The sequence below is a fragment of the Bartonella sp. AA78NXGY genome, assembly GCF_042197005.1.
In the GTDB taxonomy this organism is placed as follows: domain Bacteria; phylum Pseudomonadota; class Alphaproteobacteria; order Rhizobiales; family Rhizobiaceae; genus Bartonella.
Window position 1 is genome coordinate 263143 of record NZ_JBHIRI010000001.1, and the last position, 18632, is coordinate 281774.

At 38.7% G+C, this 18632-nt stretch carries 16 protein-coding genes; 11 read left to right on the forward strand and 5 right to left on the reverse strand.

Features of this window, described 5'->3' with window-relative positions:
* Positions 1–164: 164 nt before the first annotated feature.
* From ACFINL_RS01000 to ccmA, 5 genes are read right to left on the reverse strand one after another with little or no spacing between them, the layout of a single operon-like run.
* Positions 165–758 (reverse strand): DsbE family thiol:disulfide interchange protein, encoded by a 594-nt coding sequence (locus tag ACFINL_RS01000; RefSeq protein ID WP_375620841.1) that lies wholly within the window; start codon positions 756–758, stop codon positions 165–167.
* Entirely contained in the window at positions 733–984 is a 252-nt protein-coding gene (locus ACFINL_RS01005; RefSeq protein ID WP_375612828.1) for a hypothetical protein, read from the reverse strand. The genes ACFINL_RS01000 and ACFINL_RS01005 overlap by 26 nt, the downstream gene beginning before the upstream one ends.
* The gene (locus tag ACFINL_RS01010; protein WP_375611426.1) at positions 972–1751 is read right to left on the reverse strand and encodes a heme ABC transporter permease; all 780 of its coding nucleotides are present in this window, start codon (positions 1749–1751) and stop codon (positions 972–974) included. Before ACFINL_RS01010 ends, ACFINL_RS01005 begins: the two co-directional genes overlap by 13 nt.
* A 46-nt stretch (positions 1752–1797) precedes the next feature.
* On the reverse strand, positions 1798–2463 hold the full coding sequence (gene ccmB / locus ACFINL_RS01015) for a heme exporter protein CcmB (RefSeq protein ID WP_375611427.1): 666 nt from the start codon (positions 2461–2463) through the stop codon (positions 1798–1800).
* 11 nt (positions 2464–2474) lie between these two features.
* Positions 2475–3086, reverse strand: coding sequence for a heme ABC exporter ATP-binding protein CcmA (gene ccmA / locus ACFINL_RS01020; RefSeq protein ID WP_375611428.1), 612 nt, complete (start codon positions 3084–3086; stop codon positions 2475–2477).
* Between the two features lie 295 nt (positions 3087–3381).
* Between ccmA and acnA the strand changes: the two genes are divergently transcribed.
* The 11 genes from acnA (at position 3382) to gpsA (ending at position 17885) form a co-directional block, all read left to right on the forward strand.
* A complete protein-coding gene (gene acnA, locus ACFINL_RS01025; RefSeq protein ID WP_375649150.1) occupies positions 3382–6069 on the forward strand; it encodes an aconitate hydratase AcnA in 2688 nt (895 codons plus the stop codon).
* Positions 6070–6306: 237 nt separating this feature from the next.
* Positions 6307–6573: a 30S ribosomal protein S20 gene (gene rpsT, locus ACFINL_RS01030; RefSeq protein WP_273790272.1), complete on the forward strand. Its 267-nt coding sequence runs from the start codon at positions 6307–6309 to the stop codon at positions 6571–6573.
* 701 nt (positions 6574–7274) lie between these two features.
* The gene (gene dnaA, locus ACFINL_RS01035) at positions 7275–8846 is read left to right on the forward strand and encodes a chromosomal replication initiator protein DnaA (RefSeq protein WP_375649156.1); all 1572 of its coding nucleotides are present in this window, start codon (positions 7275–7277) and stop codon (positions 8844–8846) included.
* A 186-nt stretch (positions 8847–9032) separates the two neighbouring features.
* Positions 9033–10154, forward strand: coding sequence for a DNA polymerase III subunit beta (dnaN, locus tag ACFINL_RS01040; RefSeq protein ID WP_375606188.1), 1122 nt, complete (start codon positions 9033–9035; stop codon positions 10152–10154).
* A 20-nt stretch (positions 10155–10174) separates the two neighbouring features.
* Positions 10175–11308, forward strand: coding sequence for a DNA replication/repair protein RecF (gene recF / locus ACFINL_RS01045; protein WP_375611469.1), 1134 nt, complete (start codon positions 10175–10177; stop codon positions 11306–11308).
* Positions 11309–11362: 54 nt separating this feature from the next.
* Positions 11363–11815: a type II 3-dehydroquinate dehydratase gene (aroQ, locus tag ACFINL_RS01050; protein WP_375611431.1), complete on the forward strand. Its 453-nt coding sequence runs from the start codon at positions 11363–11365 to the stop codon at positions 11813–11815.
* A gap of 130 nt (positions 11816–11945) precedes the next feature.
* The gene (cyoA, locus tag ACFINL_RS01055; RefSeq protein WP_375611432.1) at positions 11946–12917 is read left to right on the forward strand and encodes a ubiquinol oxidase subunit II; all 972 of its coding nucleotides are present in this window, start codon (positions 11946–11948) and stop codon (positions 12915–12917) included.
* A 76-nt stretch (positions 12918–12993) separates the two neighbouring features.
* Positions 12994–15012, forward strand: coding sequence for a cytochrome o ubiquinol oxidase subunit I (gene cyoB / locus ACFINL_RS01060; protein WP_375649162.1), 2019 nt, complete (start codon positions 12994–12996; stop codon positions 15010–15012).
* Positions 15009–15677 (forward strand): cytochrome (ubi)quinol oxidase subunit III, encoded by a 669-nt coding sequence (locus tag ACFINL_RS01065; RefSeq protein WP_375649169.1) that lies wholly within the window; start codon positions 15009–15011, stop codon positions 15675–15677. Before cyoB ends, ACFINL_RS01065 begins: the two co-directional genes overlap by 4 nt.
* Positions 15677–16645, forward strand: coding sequence for a cytochrome o ubiquinol oxidase subunit IV (gene cyoD, locus ACFINL_RS01070; RefSeq protein ID WP_375649176.1), 969 nt, complete (start codon positions 15677–15679; stop codon positions 16643–16645). The genes ACFINL_RS01065 and cyoD overlap by 1 nt, the downstream gene beginning before the upstream one ends.
* A 232-nt stretch (positions 16646–16877) precedes the next feature.
* Positions 16878–17885 carry an NAD(P)H-dependent glycerol-3-phosphate dehydrogenase gene (gene gpsA, locus ACFINL_RS01075; protein ID WP_375629261.1) on the forward strand — a complete coding sequence of 336 codons (1008 nt, stop codon included), beginning with the start codon at positions 16878–16880 and terminating at the stop codon, positions 17883–17885.
* Positions 17886–18632 lie beyond the last annotated feature (747 nt).

Genomic DNA, 18632 nt, shown 5'->3' on the forward strand with positions numbered 1-18632 from the left:
CAATTATTTTCATATTTAGATGATTCATAAAAAGTATTTTTAGCCTTTTCTTAAACATTTTTTTAATTCAACATAAAGAAATTTGAAAAAATCTCATAGTATTCGGTGTTTTCATTTAATAGATAAAAATGGTAAAAATTATTTAAAATCAATATGTCGATATTTTATTTGTCTTCTGTCATAATCGCTTGTTCAATTTTTGGTAGAATTTTTTTTTGATAAATTTGCCATGTTAAGGGACCAGCATGTTTGGCAATAATAATACTCTCTTTATTCAAGAGAAAGGTTTCTGGTGGTCCATACACCCCCCAGTCAATAGCTGTATATCCTGAAACATCAAAGCCAATAAATTTAAAAGGATTACCAAAACTGTTTAAAAAGCGCAGGGCGTTTGTTTTATTGTCTTTGTAATTAATACCAATCAGATCAAAACGTTTATCTTGTGCAATTTGCATAAGAATAGGATGCTCTTCGCGACAGGGCAAACACCAAGAGCCCCAAAAATTGACCAATGTAACACGTCCTTTAAACTGTTTTGAATTGAGATAACTTTCTTTATCAAGAAGAGGAAGATGAATATTGGGAGCAGGTTTTTCAGCCAATGCGTTTGGGAGAAGAGAAGAATCTTGAAGGTGTTTTTTATCCATAAAGTTGAAAAAAAACATCATGAGAAGAAGAAAAAGCACAAATGGTCCAAAAAAAACAAGCAGAACAGGTAAAGATATATTTTTTTTAAGTTTTAGAGGGATGTTTTTCATTATACTTTTCTTTTTGGGACAGCTCTTTTTTGTTTAGCTGTTGGAGAATTTTTTTTTGGTATAGGGCTTTGCAAAGAATATATCCAATAAGACATAAGAGGGATATTGCAGAAAGCACATAGCTTAAAACAACAATTTGCTCGTGTTTAAGGGTGCTCAGGAAAAAATCAATTTTCTGAGATAGATTTCCTAAAAGTCCGCCGTGGATGCCATTTAGGTCGAGCATGATGAAGCGTCCTGTTGTTGTGCACGACGGGATTTTTTAATCTGAAGTATTCGGATATAATGACGATTGATTTCATTTCGCATAGCCATCAAATAAAGAGCAATAAACATAAAGATGAAACAAAAGAGCATTGTTATAAGGGGCCATAACATAGCATTGTCGATTGTTGATCCTCCAGCACGTAACAATGATGCTGGTTGATGCAATGTATTCCACCAATTAACGGAAAATTTAATAACAGGGATATTAACAAATCCAACAAGTGTAAGAATTGCAGTAGCACGAGCGGCTTTTACTTGGTTGTCAAAAGCACGCCCAAGCAGGATAATGGAGAGATAGATAAAAAGCAGAATTAAAACTGATGTTAATCGTGCATCCCAGACCCACCATGTTCCCCATGTAGGTCGCCCCCAAAGCGCTCCTGTCATGAGAGCCAAGGCGGTAAAAATTGCCCCAATAGGCGCTCCACATTTAAGTGCTACATCAGCAAGATGATATTTCCAAATCAGATTTCCTAAAGCCGCTGCACTCATCGTTACATAGCAGAATGTAGACAACCACGCAAAGGGTACATGAAGGTACATAATCTTAACAGTAATGCCTTGTTGATAGTCATCAGGGGAATGCATCACTAGAATAAGCCCTAAGATAAGGAAACACAATGTTATGCCGGCCAACCAAGGTAAGACGACTCTGCTTATTTTCATGAAAAGGGTGAAACTTGCAGGGAGTAACCTGATTTTATATGTACGAGATAGTTTATTCATAAAATTCATAATAGGCAGAGTTTTGCTATGCGGCAATCATCTTTTATTATTCTGATAAAAGTTTAAGCGTTATCGCAGCAACAAAAGAGCTAAAGAGACTCAAAAGAAGTGAAAAAGCGCTGAGAAGAGCTAGAGAAGTGAGAAAAGAGGTATTTGGGTTTATTGGGGCTGTAGCAGCGGAAACACCAAAAATCATAATTGGAATGATCCACGGCAAGATAATGATAAAAATAAGCAAAGTACTGTGCAACAATGAGGTTGCGAGTGCAGCGCCTATAGCACCAATAAAAATAATAGCTGGTGTTCCGCATAAAAGGGTAAGTATTGTTGTAAAAGTTATTACTACATCTAAATGGAGCATGAGGGCTAAAATAGGTGTGGCAAAAATAAGAGGAAGCATTGTTCCTACCCAATGGGCAAGACATTTTGTAAAGACAATTAGTGTAAAACTTTGTCTTTTTCCTGAAAGGATAAATTGGTCGAGATTACCATCATCGCGATCGATTTGGAAAAGTTTGTTCAGATTGAGGAGCCCTGCAAGAAGGGCCCCAAACCACAATATACCTGGTCCTATTTGTGCAAGAGTTTTGGGATCTGGTCCAATGGCAAAGGGGGTTATGACAACAACAGCGATAAAAAACAATAATCCTGTTAGTGAAGTGGCTTGTAGCGCTAATAATAGTTTAAGATCACGCCAGAACAGTGCTTTCATTTTATTCTCTCCTAGAGAGGTAAAAATTTTTCCAGAGCGATTTTATGGTTTTCTGGAATGCCTATGGAATTATGAGTTGCAGCGATAATCATACCACCTTGATTGAGATGACGCTGGAAAATACGAGCAAGGAGTTTTTGAGCATGGTTATCAAGCCCAGATATTGGTTCATCTAAAATCCAAAGAGGACGATAGGAGAGCAAAAGGCGCGCAATAGCTACGCGTCTTTGTTGTCCAGTTGACAGAGCGTTAAAGGGTAAATGTTCAAGGTTAGAAAGACCAATATCGGCAAGAGCTTCATGCGCAAAACGTAAATGTTGACCGTAAAAATCTGCCCAAAATTGCAAATTATCAATGACAGATAAGAGAGGTTTCATAGCATTTTGAGGACCAAGATAATGACAAGCAGTTGCAACAGGGTATATTTGATCATGGTCTTTAAGTATTATATGACCTTCAGCAGCTTCAAGAAGACCGACAATGATTCGGAGTAATGTAGACTTTCCGATACCATTAGGACCGGTGATTGTCATAAGTTGCTGTGAAAATAAACAAAAAGAAAGACCTTGAAACAGAATTTCCTCGTTTCTGTAAGCGGCTAAATCTTTTCCTGATAACACCATGTGATTGCCTATTTTGTTTTTATTTTCATATTCTTTATTGCATTATAGAATAAAAAACACATTTTTTATGCAATTGTACCTAGAATAGTTCTAGAAATAGTTCTATAAGGGATACCTTACATCAATATCTGGTGTAAAATGGTTTCTGGCGCTGATTTCCGCATTATGCCTAGAGGGTGGAGGGGGAAATGGATGGCGGAGGTAATTGCGTCTGCGCTCAAGCTGCGACCTTGACTCGTAGTTTGTGTTGTTCATTCCTGGAAATTGGGTGGTTATAGTATGAGGGTGGACAGTCATGACTCAAATTGATAGCTTTAATTGTCGTAGAGTATTAAATGTTGGTGGCAAAGAATATACTTATTATAGCTTGATTGAAGCGGAGAAGAACGGACTTGAAGGTGTTTCTCGTTTACCATTTTCGATGAAAGTTATTCTCGAAAATTTATTGCGATTCGAAGATGGTCGCACAGTTAAAAAAGAGGATATCTTCAATGTTGCTAAGTGGTTAAACGACAAAGGGAGCGCTGGGGCAGAAATTGCGTACCGTCCTGCACGTGTTCTTATGCAGGATTTTACAGGTGTTCCAGCAGTTGTTGATCTTTCTGCAATGCGTGATGCTATGGTTAAACTTGGTGGTAACGCTGAAAAAATCAATCCTCTCATTCCCGTTGATCTCATCATTGATCACTCAGTTATTGTTGATGCTTTTGGCAATTCCATGGCTTTTAAGGAAAACGTTGAGTATGAATATGAACGCAATGGTGAACGCTACCGTTTCCTTAAATGGGGGCAACAAGCCTTTCAAAATTTTCGCGTTGTTCCTCCAGGAACAGGGATTTGTCATCAGGTTAACTTAGAATATTTAGCACAATGTGTATGGATGAAGAATGAAGAGGGCTGTGAGACGATTTATCCTGACACCTGTGTGGGAACTGATTCGCATACGACTATGGTAAATGGTTTAGGGGTTTTAGGTTGGGGTGTTGGTGGTATTGAAGCAGAAGCAGCAATGTTAGGCCAACCTGTTTCTATGTTGTTACCTGAAGTGATTGGTTTTCGTCTAACAGGTAAACTTAAGGAAGGTGTAACAGCCACCGATCTCGTATTAACGGTGACCCAAATGCTACGTCGGAAGGGTGTTGTCGGTAAATTTGTTGAGTTTTTTGGTCCTGGTTTGGAGCATATGACGCTTGCTGATCGGGCAACGATTGGAAATATGGCACCTGAATATGGAGCAACGTGTGGTTTTTTCCCAATTGATAAGGAGACAGTGCGTTATCTCAATATGACAGGGCGTGATGAAAATCGGATTGCCTTAGTGGAGGCTTACACCAAAGCACAAGGGATGTGGCATGATGAAATGGTGGCTCATCCCATTTTTAGTGATACAATTGAATTAGATATGGGAACCGTTGTCCCTTCTATGGCTGGTCCTAAACGTCCTGAAGGACGTATTGCATTGGAAAACGTTGGACAGGGTTTTGAGAAGGCATTGGTCGAAGACTATAAGAAGACTTCTGGACAAGATAAACGTTATCAGGTCGAGGGTGAAGAATATACGCTTGGTCACGGTGATGTGGTGATCGCTGCGATTACGTCGTGTACGAATACATCGAATCCAAGTGTTCTTATTGCAGCGGGCCTTTTGGCACGAAATGCTGTGGCAAAGGGTCTCAAGAGCAAACCATGGGTAAAAACTTCTCTTGCACCTGGTTCACAAGTCGTTGAAGCTTACCTTCAAAATTCGGGTCTGCAAAAAGATTTAGATGCATTAGGATTTAACTTAGTAGGATTTGGGTGCACAACATGTATTGGGAATTCTGGTCCTTTGCATCCAGCTATTTCCAAAACGATTAATGACAATGGTATAATTGCATCTGCAGTTCTTTCAGGAAATCGTAATTTTGAAGGGCGTGTTTCCCCTGATGTGCAAGCGAATTATTTAGCGTCACCACCGTTAGTTGTTGCACATGCGCTCATCGGGACGGTGTGTAAAGATTTAACTAAGGAGCCTCTTGGTGAAGATACAAATGGCCACCCCATTTATTTGAGAGATATTTGGCCAACTTCTCAAGAAATACAGGAATTTATCGAAAAAAATGTCACGCGTAAGGTTTTTGCCGAAAAGTATGCAGATGTTTTTAAGGGAGATGAAAATTGGCAAAAAGTTCAGATTCCTACGGGTTCTACCTATTCTTGGGATGAGCAATCCACCTATGTACGCAATCCACCTTATTTCGATGATATGCAGAAAACACCTGATATCTTACCAGATATTAGAGATGCACGGATTTTAGGTTTATTTGGTGATAAAATCACAACGGATCATATTTCTCCTGCTGGTTCTATTAAAGCAGCTTCTCCTGCCGGAAAATATTTAATGAATCATGGTGTTAAAGTGGCTGATTTTAATCAGTATGGAACGCGTCGTGGGAATCATGAAGTTATGGTACGTGGGACCTTTGCCAATATTCGCATTCGTAATTTCATGTTAGGGGAAAATGGTCGAGAAGGAGGTTATACGGTTCATTATCCGTCAGCGGTAGAACAAACCATTTACGATGCAGCAATGGCGTATAAACAAGAAGGTATTCCACTCGTTGTTTTTGCAGGTATTGAATATGGTAATGGATCATCCCGCGATTGGGCTGCCAAGGGGACCAATCTTCTTGGTGTCAAAGCAGTGATTGTGCAGTCTTTTGAAAGGATTCATCGCTCTAATCTTGTTGGTATGGGCGTTGTCCCTTTTGTCTTTGAGGAGGGGCTAAGTTGGAAATCTTTAGGCTTAAAGGGAGATGAACAGGTGACAATTGAAGGGATTCATAACTTGAAACCTCGTCAAAAGACTGTAGCGAAAATTACTTTTTCTGATGGTACGGTAAAAACTGTTCCATTATTATGCCGTGTTGATACTGAAGATGAGCTAGATTATTTGCATCATGGTGGAATTTTGCAATATGTCTTGCGTAAGTTAGCCGTTTAAATTCTTTTGTTTGTTAAGGAATATCTATTATTAAGCTATAAAGTTGCGGATCAAAGAGTTTGGCTTCGTTTTTTTATGGCTATCTTTGAAAATCTAATTGACGTTAGCTTTAGGATTGCGCTATAACCCACACGGTTATAGGCAGCTTTATAGTTTTGCTTGAGTTGGATTTATTTATATTGGTAGAGTTGTTATTGAGACTCATTTTACCAAGGTGTTGAAAGAGAGATTATATTTATGGCGAATACACCTTCTGCTCGAAAAGCGGTGCGCAAGGTTGCGGCGCGCACACAGGTTAATAAGGCCCGCCGTTCACGCGTTCGTACTTTTATACGTAAGTTTGATGACGCTTTAGCGGGTGGCGATAAGGCATCTGCAGAGATTGCTTTTAAGAATTTTGAGCCTGAAATTATGCGTGCAGTTTCTAAAGGGGTTTTTCATAAAAATGCTGCTGCGAGGAAAGTATCACGTTTAGCTAAACGTTTGAAGGCTCTCAGCGTTTAAGCTTTTCTCCTTTAATTGAGAACAAAGCCAGTATCCATGAGGATGCTGGCTTTTTGTTTATTATTTCAAAAAGTTTCTATTAAAAATAAGAATCGATAATGATTCTCCACTTGAAAAAGGAGAGAAAGTTTATAAGAGGAGGTATGGTTATCCACAAGCTTTGTGGATTTGTACAGAGTCTTTTTTGTCAAGCATTTTATTTTTTTTTTTAAATCTGAAGAGATTCTTTAATTATTGGTAAATTTAGAGAAAAAAAATGAATTGAATCAATATTTTTTTCAGTCCTCATTAATATAAGCATTTTTTTTGGGTTTTTTGATTTTATTTTGACCTCTTGCATTTTACCTCTGCTGTTTTGTATGGTTCTTATGAAGACTAAGAAGCATGAAGGGGTCACATCAGCGCATTATTCTGTATTTTGTTGAATACAAGATGTTTTGATTTAGGCTTTTCGAAATTTTTGTGTTGGAGAGGTTTTCTGACGGTTTTTTAGTTTTCTTAATGGATATGTTTACCATTTTAGAAGGGTGGGTCATATCATGAGTGCAAGTAAATCTTATTGGTCATCTTTGTTAGTAGGGTTGTGATGAGGCTATCCTAGGGGAGGGTGAGTAATCTTATTTGGGGTAGGGCGTTTTGCCTTCGCTAGATTTATTTTAGTTGTTTGGCAGGACAAAATTTTATTTTTATCAGGATGGAAGATGGTGGATAAATTGAACTCTAAAGCTAGTTCCTTTAAAAGGGTTTCGGTAAATATCCTGTCGGCAGAGAACATAATAAAGAATAGGATGACGGAAAGTGATGAGAACGTTTGTAGAAATGCTTCTATAGGGCATTCTATTGTTTCAGAGGAGGAAAGTGCGGCGGCTTTTATACGTGTTATGGCGCAATTAAAGGTGCAGGTTGGTGTTGAGGCTTATACCAGTTGGTTTGGACGTGTGAAGCTTGCTGAATATAGTCATACTCTTGTAAAGCTTTCTGTTCCTACTGCTTTTTTACGTTCATGGATTAATAATCACTATGGTTCTCTTTTGACTCATTTATGGAAACAAGAGAATTCAGCAATTCTTCGTGTTGAAGTTATTGTTCGTGGTATGGAACGCGTTTCAAGAGATGTCGTTTGTAAAAGAAGTGTTCCTCCTGTTGTGCTAGAGGAGCAGGCGACTTCATCTTTTGTTGAAAGTTGCACAGAGCATTCAGTTAAGAATTCTCAAACGGGAGTTTTTGGATCTCCACTTGATTCTCGCTATACTTTTGAAAGTTTTGTTGAGGGGGCTTCTAATCGTGTTGCTTTAGCAGCTGCGCGTTCCATTGCAGAGGGGCATAAAAGTGCCTTACGTTTTAATCCTCTTTTTATTCACGCATCTGTTGGCTTAGGAAAAACACATTTGCTTCAAGCGATTGCTGCTTCTGCATTGAAGCGTTTAACGTCTGCGCGCGTTATTTATTTAACTGCTGAATATTTTATGTGGCGTTTTGCAACAGCTATTCGTGATAATGATGCTCTTTCTTTTAAAGAACAGCTTCGTGATATCGACCTTTTGATTATTGATGATATGCAGTTTTTGCAGGGTAAGTCGATACAACATGAGTTTTGCCATTTGCTTAATATGTTACTTGATAGTGCAAAACAGGTTGTTGTCGCTGCAGATCGTCCACCAGCAGAATTAGAATCGCTTGATCTTCGCGTTCGCTCTCGTCTTCAGGGAGGGGTAGCTCTTGAAATTGAAGCGCCAGATTATGAAATGCGTTTGCAAATGTTGCGCCAGCGGTTGAAGGTGGCACAACAAGATGATGGCATGGTATCAATTTCTGATGATATCTTGGAATATATTGCGAAAACGGTTTTAGGGTCGGGGCGTGATATTGAAGGTGCGTTTAATCAGCTCTTGTTTCGTCAATCTTTTGAGTCTGATTTATCTTTAGAGCGGATTGATGAATTATTAGGTCATTTGACACGTCCTGGTGAACCTAAGCGTATTCGGATTGAAGAAATTCAGCGTACGGTAGCACGCCATTATAATGTTTCTAAACAGGACTTGTTATCTAATCGTCGAACACGTACGGTTGTGAAGCCACGGCAAGTTGCAATGTATTTAGCAAAAGTATTAACTCCTCGCTCATTACCAGAAATTGGGCGCCGTTTTGGTGGGCGTGATCATACAACAGTTTTACACGCTGTGCGTAAAATTGAAGATTTGGTTTGTGGTGATCAGACCTTGGCTAAGGAACTTGAGTTGCTTAAGCGGTTGATTGGAGAACAGGCTGTATAGTGTTTATCGTTTCTTTCTTTGGAGAGACTTTAAAGAATTTAATGAAAAGATTTATTTTTTCTTATGCAGGAGTGACTTGCCATTTTAAGAGAGGTTTAATAAACTCTAGCAGGCGATTCTCTAAAGGGATCTATTCTTTAGTTCTAAGGAATTCTTATAGTTTTTAGTAAATCATACGGGGCTTTTATGCGTATTACAGTTGATCGCAGTCAATTTCTCAAGTCTCTTGGTCGGGTTCACCGTGTGGTAGAGCGCCGTAATACTGTTCCTATTTTATCGAATGTGTTGATTGATGCAGAAAATGGCCGTGTACAGTTAAAAGCAACAGACCTTGATTTAGAGGTTATGGAATCTTTTGCAGTTAATGTTAAACAAGCTGGAGCAACAACTGTTCCGGCACATTTGCTCTATGATATCATTCGAAAACTTCCTGATAGCAATGAAGTTGTATTATCCCTCGATGAGAATCAAGCAGGTACAATGTCCGTTGTTTCGGGTTGTGCACATTTTCAGCTTCAATGTCTTCCGAAGGCAGACTTTCCAGAGTCGCTTCCTGGGCAATTTGGTTATCGTTTTTCTTTATCGGCATCAGGCTTAAAACATTTACTTGATTGTACACAATTTGCCATTTCTACTGAAGAAACCCGTTATTATCTTAATGGTATTTATTTCCATATTATTAATGATGGTGTTTTGAAATTGCGTTTGGTTGCAACTGATGGTCATCGTTTGGCACAAGTTGAGATGGAAGCTCCTTCGGGAGTTGAGGGAATGCCTGGTGTTATTGTTCCCCGTAAAGCTGTAGGAGAATTGCAAAAACTTCTTTCAGAAGAAAATGATAGCGATGTATGTATAGAGCTTTCGGAGACAAAAATTCGTTTTTCTATAGGCTCTGTGATTTTTACATCAAAATTAATTGATGGAACATTTCCAGATTATCAACGTGTTATCCCTCTTGGAAATGATAAAGAATTAATTGTTAATAGGCAGGACTTTTCTTCTGCAGTTGATCGTGTTTCAACGATTTCAAGTGATCGGGGGCGTGCAGTTAAATTAACGATTGAGCATGGACAGTTAAGGCTTGTTGTTAATAGCCCAGATTCGGGCAGTGCAGAAGATCAATTATCAGTAACTTATGCATCTGAACCGCTTGAGATAGGATTTAATTCACGTTATCTTTTGGATATTGCTGGGCAGCTTTCAAGTGATGAGATGGTTTTTATGTTGGCTGAGGCTGGAGCACCAGCTCTGATTCGTGATAATGATGATGCGGATGTGCTCTATGTACTGATGCCTATTCGCGTTTAGGGGCCGTTGTTTTGCAATGCATGGCCAGTCATGTGCACAAAGTGGCAGTGAGGCAGCTGAAGCTTTTACGTTATCGCAATTATTCTTTTTTCAATATTCATTTTTCTGGTCAGCATGTGGTTTTTACTGGCCATAATGGTGCTGGTAAGACGAATCTTTTAGAGGCGTTATCTTTTCTTTCTCCTGGTCGTGGTTTGCGGCGTGCTGTTTATTCTGACGTTAGTTTTGTAGATGGTGGTGGTGGAGGATTTGTTGTATTTGCGCGTCTTGAATGCGCTCTTTATGGTGAAGTAAAGATTGGTACAGCTTTTGAGGTTAGCGATAACAGTCGAAAGGTCCATATTAATGGTGTGAATGAGTCGAGTGATTGCCTAACAGATTATTGTCATATTAGTGTCCTAACACCGTCTATGGATGGTCTTTTTACAGGTCCTTCACTTGAGCGCCGTAGTTTTTTGGACCGTATGGTTTTGGCGATTGATCCCTTGCATAGGCGCCGCATAGCCGATTATGATAGAGCTATGCGCGCACGTAATCGTTTGTTTTTAGATGGAAATGAAGATTGTGCTTGGTTTGATGCTTTAGAAAAGCAAATGGCAGAATTGGCGACAGCTATTTCTGCGGCGCGTGTTGATGTTATTCGTCTTTTAAATGACATGTTTACACAAATGCCCTCACAGATACCTTTTCCACGAGCTTTTTTGCAAATTGATGGTTTTTTAGAAACAGCTCTTAGTGAAATATCAGCAACTGAAGTTGAAGAACAATTTTGTGATCGATTGCGGCATAATCGCGCAATGGATCGTGCTGCTGGTCGGACGTTAGAAGGACCACATCGTGCAGATTTGCAGGTTTTTTATGCTGATAAAAATAGAGCAGCAACATCTTGTTCAACAGGTGAACAAAAAGCGCTGCTAACAGGTTTAGTTTTGTGTCATGCACGTCTAACAGGTATGATGTCGGAAAGATCTCCTATTCTTCTTCTTGATGAAATGGCTGCCCATCTTGATTCGCATCGACGTGCTGCTCTATTTGATATTCTTGATGATTTAGCTGTACAAACATTTATGACAGGAACAGATCGTCTTTTATTTGATGACTTAAAAGGACGCGCAGAATTCTTTGAGATTAAGGATGGAGCTTTATTGCCGTAAAAACATGCTAAATATTTTTTTAATAAGTGATAGGTCTGAAAGAAAAGGCTTGCTATGTCAGAGATAATAACGATTTTAAATGGTCCTAATTTAAATTTTCTAGGTCAACGTGAGCCAGAAATTTATGGAACTGAAACTCTAGAAGATATTGAAAAAAGATGCAGAGAATGGGCAAAAAAAAATGATATTATAATAAATTTTTATCAAAGTAACTATGAAGGGCAATTAGTGGCATGGATACAAGAAGCAATAGAGGCAAGTTCTGGATTGATCATTAACCCAGCGGCTTACAGTCATACATCTGTTGCACTTCTTGATGCCCTAAAAATGTTTTCAGGGCCGAAAGTAGAAGTTCATTTATCTCATATTTATCAGCGTGAAGCTTTTCGTCACCATTCTTATACATCTGCAGGTGTAGACGCTATTATAACTGGGTGTGGAGGTGATGGATATCGGTTTGCACTTGAGTATATTGCAAAACAATTAAGCAAAACAATTAAATTGTGATAGGTAAAGAGTAAGCGTTTAATAAGAGTAATATAGGCATTTTATTCTCTTGATAATTATTTTCAAATCTGTACAATGTGAGGTATATATTTATGACAGTTTTTAGTGCGTATGACGGGGGTAAATAGAGATGAAAAGCTTTGTTAGACAATTAGAAATGCTTGTGATTTTAGGGGGAGCACTGCTTTTGTCTGGTTGTAAAATTGATGTTATGCAGCCATCAGGTTATGTTGCACGTCAACAGCTCATTTTGATCGTTGTTTGTGTGGTGGTGATGCTTTGTATTGTTATCCCAGTTATGGTGAGTGTGGTATTTTTAGCTATAAAATATCGTGCATCGAATATGAAAGCGGACTATTCTCCTGATTGGGCACATTCAAATAAAATTGAAGCATTGATGTGGGGTATTCCAGTTGTAATTGTAATGGTTTTAGGTTCATTAACAGCTTATTATACCTATAAGCTTGAACCTACAAATCCTCTTCCAGTGGAAGTTGTAGGTGAAGGAAAGCCATTACAGATTGATGCTGTTGCTCTTGATTGGAAATGGCTTTTTATTTATCCTGAATACGGTGTTGCATCGATTAATGAGATTTATGCGCCTGAAGGACGTCAAGTTTTATTGCAATTGACGTCAGAGAATTCTGTCAATGCTTTTTGGGTTCCCAAATTGGGTACAGTTCTTTACGCTATGCCGCAGATGAATGCTAAGTTGCATTTGGTCGCTGAAGAGCAAGGAGTATTCAAAGGAGCCTCAGCAAATTATAGTGGTGATGGTTTTTCGGGTATGCGGTTTAAGTGGCATTCTGTGTCTTTGCAGGATTTTGAGGATTGGATTGTAAAAGCTCGGGCTAATGGTCGAGTACTTGATCGTTCATCTTATCGTCAACTTTCTATTGCGCCTCGTATGGGTGATATTGCTGCGAAGGAAAAAGATGCTGAAGTTCGTTATTTTGCACCTGTTGAGAAGCGGCTTTACTATCGTGTTGTTAATCGATGTGTCGATGAAAAGACGGTATGTAATGAAGATTTAATGAAACGTGCTGCTGCTCAGACGCTATGGGGTGCACTATGTTCAGTATTTGATCCTGATGTTATTTAACAGAGTCAATAAAGTAAAGAGCCCTTTTAACAAAGGTTTCTTTTAAACTTGAATTTCATTTGAAATGGGTTGAGAAATGTTTGGAAGACTTACAGATCCTACGGCAGGTGCTTTTCATGCGCTTGCACATGAACCGATCGTTTTGTATACATGTATTGCGATTGTTTTGGTTGGTTTAATTGCTGTTATTGCTCTAACAGCACTTGGGTGGTGGGGGATTCTATGGCGAAATTGGATTACAACGGTTGACCATAAACGCATAGGTATTATGTACATCGTTCTTGGAATTATTATGCTTGTTCGCGGTTTTGCGGACGCACTTATGATGCGAACGCATCAAGCTTTAGCTCTTGGGAGTGAAACAGCAGGTTATTTGCCCCCTGAGCATTTTGATCAAATTTTTTCGGCGCATGGTACGATCATGATTTTTTTCATGGCCACGCCTATTTTATTTGGTCTTTTTAATTATCTTATACCACTTCAAATTGGTGCACGTGATGTTGCTTTTCCCTTTGCAAATAATCTAGGTTTTTGGATTACGGCTGCAGGGGCGATATTGATTAACATATCTCTAGGTGTTGGGAATTTTGGTCGTGGTGGTTGGTTGATGTATCCACCTTTTACAGAATTGCAAACGAGTCCAGATACAGGGGTAGATTATTATTTATGGTCACTTCAGCTTTCTGGTATTGCAACAACAATGGGATCAGTGAATTTTATTGCAACGATGATTAAAATGCGTGCTCCTGGAATGACAATGATGAGAATGCCTATTTTTTGTTGGAGTGCTTTTGTCAGCAATGTTCTTATTGTAGTCATTTATCCTGTTTTGGCTGTAGCATTTGCACTCTTGGCATGTGATCGTTATTTGAACATGAATTTCTTTACCAATGTTGGTGGCGGAAATCCGATGGTATGGATTAACTATGTTTGGGTTTTTGGTCATCCTGAGGTTTATGTTTTGGTTGTTCCTGCTTTTGGAATTGTTTCTGAAGTTGTATCAACTTTTTCTTCAAAACGCCTCTTTGGTTATACTTCAATGATATGGGCCATGTTGGTTATTTTGATTCTTTCGCTTCTTGTTTGGGGCCATCATTTCTTCACAATGGGTGGGGGTGAAGCTGTAAATACCTTCTTTAGTATTGCTACGATGATTATTGCAGTTCCAACCGGTGTAAAAGTTTTTAATTGGCTGCTTACGATGTATAGAGGTCGGATTCGCTTTGAGCCTCCTATGCTTTGGTGCATGGGTATGATCTTTACATTTGTTGGTGGTGGATTAACAGGTGTTTTATTATCTATTGTTCCTGCTGATTGGCAGTTTCATAATTCGCTCTTTTTGATAGCACATTTCCATCATACAATTATTGGAGGTGTGGTTTTTGCGTACTTAGCAGGGATTGCATTTTGGTTTCCAAAAGTTTTTGGTTATAAACCAAATCGCATACTAGGTATTACATCTTTTTGGTGTTGGTTTATTGGTTTTTACCTTGCCTTTTTCCCCGTTTATGCGCTTGGTTTAATGGGGGCGACGCGTCGTTTGCAGCATTACATGGAACCTAGTTGGCAGCCGATGTTTATTATTGCTGCATTGGGTGCTTGTATTATCTTACTTGGTATCCTTTGTTTTGTGCTACAGGTTGTTTTGGCGATTTGGTACGGTATTAAGCATAAAGGGCACTTACCGGTAACATTAAATGATTCTTGGGGTGATGCACGTACACTTGAATGGTTTACCTCTTCACCGCCTCCTTCTTATAATTTTGCCCTCCTTCCAAAGATACAGTCTGATGATGCTTATTGGAATATGAAGAAAAGTGGTTATCAACGGCCGACAAGTGGATTTACAAAAATTCATATGCCATCGAATACATCGGCTGGAATTATTGCTGGCTTCTTCTCATTAGTTGTTGGTTTTGCGCTTGTTTGGCATATTTGGTGGCTTGTTGCGGTTGGACTGGTTGGTTTTATTGCAACGCTTGTGTGTCATTCATTAACAGGTGATCATCATGGTTACTATATTCCAGCTGAAGAAGTGCAAAAAACTGAAGATGCCTTTACGGCTGTTCTTAAAGAACAAGGAGTGACAGTATGAGTGCTGTAACAATGAATAACGCGAGTACTATAGATGAACTTCACCACGATAGTAGCTCGGTAATGACGTTTGGTTTTTGGGTCTATATTCTTTCAGACTTAATCCTTTTTTCGACACTGTTTTCAAGTTTTGCTGTATTTTCTGCTTCTTATGGTGGTGGTAAAGCGGGCAGTGAGTTTATAGATTTAAAGTTTGTTTTGGTTGAGACTGCTTTCTTGTTGTTTTCGTCCGTCACTTATGGCTTTGCAATGGTACAAGCACATAAAAATAACATCAGTGGTGTGCGTTTATGGATGGCTATTACCTTTGGATTGGGGTGTTGCTTCATTGGTATGGAACTTTACGAATTTCATGAACTTTTGAGTGAGGTTTTTTATTTTGATCCAAATGCTTATGCGGGTATTGATCCTGTAACAGGTTTACAGCTTTTTGGACGGGAAATTCTCTCTGCTTATTGGTCAGCATTTTTTGCCTTGGTTGGCACCCATGGACTTCACGTAAGTGTTGGCCTTCTTTGGATGGTTGTGATGTTTTTTCATCTTCGTCGTAATGGCTTGGATCAGAACAATAAAACACGTTTAGCATGTCTTTCCATTTTTTGGCATTTACTTGATATTGTATGGATTGGTGTTTTCACCATGGTTTATCTATTAGGAGCGTTGTGATGAGCGTGCAAAATGAAACACATGGTCCCAGTACTGGTTCCTATTTGGTTGGTTTTATTCTGGCTGTATTTTTCACTTTGGGTTCTTTTATTCCTGTGATGTATGGAATGATGGAAAGTTGGGCAGTTAGTACAAAGGTTGCGTATCTTATTGGGATGGCGATTATTCAGATTATAGTACAAATTGTTTTCTTTTTGCACTTGAATTCTGGTCCAGACGCCAAGTGGAATTTAAGCGCGTTGTGGTTTGCTGCTATTTGCGTTTTTGTTATTATTGGGGGAACTTGGTGGGCTATTTCTCATTTGAATTATAATATGATGGGTGGTTCAGGACGTGTTATTGAACCGGAAATATCAAGTAGAGATGATTCTTCAGTGTCTGAGCAGTTATCAAACAAAGATATATCCGTAAGAAAACAGCCAGAAAAGATACAGGGCTCAGAGGTTTCGATGGAGCAAGGTGCAAGTACGCAAACTCCTGTAGATCAAGCACCTGGTTCAGAAATGCCTATGGGGCAGGGTCTAAGTACGCAAACTCCTGTAGATCAAGCACCTGGTTCAGAAATGCCCATGGGGCAGGGTCTAGGTACGCAAACTCCTGTAGATCAAGCACCTGGTTCAGAAATGCCTATGGGGCAGGGTCTAAGTACGCAAACTCCTGTAGATCAAGCACCTGGTTCAGAAATGCCCATGGGGCAGGGTCTAGGTACGCAAACTCCTGTAGATCAAGCACCTGGTTCAGAAATGCCTATGGGGCAGGGTCTAAGTACGCAAACTCCTGTAGATCAAGCACCTGGTTCAGAAATGCCTATGGGGCAGGGTCTAAGTACGCAAACTCCTGTAGATCAAGCACCTGGTTCAGAAATGCCCATGGGGCAGGGTCTAAGTACGCAAACTCCTGTAGATCAAGCACCTGGTTCAGAAATGCCCATGGAGCAAGATCCAAATACGCAGTTTCCTGTGGAGTAGTTGTTAGAAATATCTACGGAGCTGATGCGGCATGTATCAGCTTCGTAGAAGAAATTTGTAGGATATAAAGCAGTAGATAAGTACAAGATATCAGTGGAATGAGTATCATTATTTTGAATATACTTTTAATTTTAAAGAGAAAGTCCGTGGGGTATTTAGTATAGCATTAAAATTATTTGTAATAATAATATGCAATTGAAATCAAAAATTTAGAGAATAATCAGAAAATTTAATGAAAACCGTTGCAATGACAGTTATAGGTGCTGGTTCTTTTGGTACTGCATTAGCGATAGCTCTTGCCCGTAATGGTCATAATGTTTTACTTTGGGGATATAGTCCTCAACATATCAAAGAATTACAGGAACAACGTTGTAATCAAGTATATTTACCCGATGTTCGATTTCCTGAAAATTTATTACTTGAAGCTTCCCTTGAAACTGCAATAACGGCAAGTCACAATATATTAATCGCTGTTCCAAGCCATGTATTTCATCAAGTTTTGTATAATATTCAGCCTTATTTAGATCAGCATTCACGCGTTATCTGGGCTACAAAAGGTTTAGAACATGGTACTGGACGTTTCTTACAAGAGGTTGCTCGTGAGATTTTAGGTGAAAAAATTCCTTTAGCTGTTTTTTCTGGACCAACTTTTGCTCAAGAACTAGCTATTGGTTGGCCTACTGCAATGACGATAGCAGCTTCTGATGTTGAGTTTGGTAAAGAATTGCAGCAACTTTTTCATTGTGACAAAAGTTTTAGAGTTTATAAAAGTTCAGATATGATTGGTGTTCAATTAGGGGGGGCAGTCAAAAATGTTATTGCTATTGGTGCAGGAATATCAGATGGCATAGGTTTTGGGGCAAATGCACGAATAGCTCTTATCACACGAGGACTAGCTGAAATCAGTCGTTTAGGGGGGGCTATGGGTGCTGAGCTTTCCACATTTATGGGAATGACAGGCTTAGGTGATCTGGTTTTGACATGTACTGATAATCAGTCGCGTAATCGCCGTTTTGGAATACTTCTTGGTAAAGGAATAGATATAAAAGAAGCAGAAAAACAAATTGGTCAGGTTGTGGAAGGATACTTAAATACCAAGGAAGTATATACGTTGGCGCAGCGTATTGGGGTAGAAATGCCCATTGTAGAACAAATTTATCAAATTCTCTATTGTGGTAAAAATATAACTGAAGCGGCAAACACATTACTAAGCCGCGCTCTCAAGGACGAAATTCAATGATATCCTGTTTTTTAATAATTCCAATCGTAAAAAATAGAAACATGCTATGATAGACATATAAAATAGATTTTATTGATGGTTGTATAAGGCAGTCATATTCCAGAAAATTATAGATTCATATCATTCGATTCTTTATGAAACATGGCTGAAATATAAAAGTTTTGGCTTTTGTCTAAGAGCTATCTCTTTGAAGATAAATTGTCGTTTCCACTTATACGTGTTTATGTAATGTAATGAACAAGATATTTTTATTGTCTCTTAAATTCATCTCACAATGATATTTGCAAACAGAATAATACAAGACTCATTAGGTAGAAGCATCTTATTTATGTAACGTATAAGCTAAGAATATCGGGGCAGGGATATTGCGAATCTCTGTTTTTGTAATTCTTTAAAACAAGAAGACAATCTAATTTGGGAAGAAGATGAAATTTTAAAGCTGAAAATCTGTTCCCATTTCTACAATCATTTTTAAATTCAGTTTTACGCTATCTAAAGCAATATCTTTTAAATAATAGAGATTATCTCACACCTTTATTTTCTCATTTTCTAATGAAAGCATTTCTCTGATGTGTCAGGTAAAATAGAATGCCCAAAAAAACACGATTGCTGTTGTATATTCATGTTCTTGTTTTAAAGAGACCTCTCTCTTAAAACTTCCAAGTCCACTTCGCGACGGTGACCGTGAATAGTATAACGATAAAGCCATTGTGCACATCCCCATCTTTACGTTTATGAAGGAGGAAG

What these genes read in the sequence shown, in the direction of transcription:
- ACFINL_RS01000 (WP_375620841.1), bottom strand. Translation starts at nt 758, where the DNA reads ATGAAAAACATCCCTCTAAAACTTAAAAAAAATATATCTTTACCTGTT.
- ACFINL_RS01005 (WP_375612828.1), bottom strand. Translation starts at nt 984, where the DNA reads ATGCTCGACCTAAATGGCATCCACGGCGGACTTTTAGGAAATCTATCT.
- ACFINL_RS01010 (WP_375611426.1), bottom strand. Translation starts at nt 1,751, where the DNA reads ATGAATAAACTATCTCGTACATATAAAATCAGGTTACTCCCTGCAAGT.
- ccmB (WP_375611427.1), bottom strand. Translation starts at nt 2,463, where the DNA reads ATGAAAGCACTGTTCTGGCGTGATCTTAAACTATTATTAGCGCTACAA.
- ccmA (WP_375611428.1), bottom strand. Translation starts at nt 3,086, where the DNA reads ATGGTGTTATCAGGAAAAGATTTAGCCGCTTACAGAAACGAGGAAATT.
- acnA (WP_375649150.1), top strand. Translation starts at nt 3,382, where the DNA reads ATGACTCAAATTGATAGCTTTAATTGTCGTAGAGTATTAAATGTTGGT.
- rpsT (WP_273790272.1), top strand. Translation starts at nt 6,307, where the DNA reads ATGGCGAATACACCTTCTGCTCGAAAAGCGGTGCGCAAGGTTGCGGCG.
- dnaA (WP_375649156.1), top strand. Translation starts at nt 7,275, where the DNA reads ATGGTGGATAAATTGAACTCTAAAGCTAGTTCCTTTAAAAGGGTTTCG.
- dnaN (WP_375606188.1), top strand. Translation starts at nt 9,033, where the DNA reads ATGCGTATTACAGTTGATCGCAGTCAATTTCTCAAGTCTCTTGGTCGG.
- recF (WP_375611469.1), top strand. Translation starts at nt 10,175, where the DNA reads ATGGCCAGTCATGTGCACAAAGTGGCAGTGAGGCAGCTGAAGCTTTTA.
- aroQ (WP_375611431.1), top strand. Translation starts at nt 11,363, where the DNA reads ATGTCAGAGATAATAACGATTTTAAATGGTCCTAATTTAAATTTTCTA.
- cyoA (WP_375611432.1), top strand. Translation starts at nt 11,946, where the DNA reads ATGAAAAGCTTTGTTAGACAATTAGAAATGCTTGTGATTTTAGGGGGA.
- cyoB (WP_375649162.1), top strand. Translation starts at nt 12,994, where the DNA reads ATGTTTGGAAGACTTACAGATCCTACGGCAGGTGCTTTTCATGCGCTT.
- ACFINL_RS01065 (WP_375649169.1), top strand. Translation starts at nt 15,009, where the DNA reads ATGAGTGCTGTAACAATGAATAACGCGAGTACTATAGATGAACTTCAC.
- cyoD (WP_375649176.1), top strand. Translation starts at nt 15,677, where the DNA reads ATGAGCGTGCAAAATGAAACACATGGTCCCAGTACTGGTTCCTATTTG.
- gpsA (WP_375629261.1), top strand. Translation starts at nt 16,878, where the DNA reads ATGAAAACCGTTGCAATGACAGTTATAGGTGCTGGTTCTTTTGGTACT.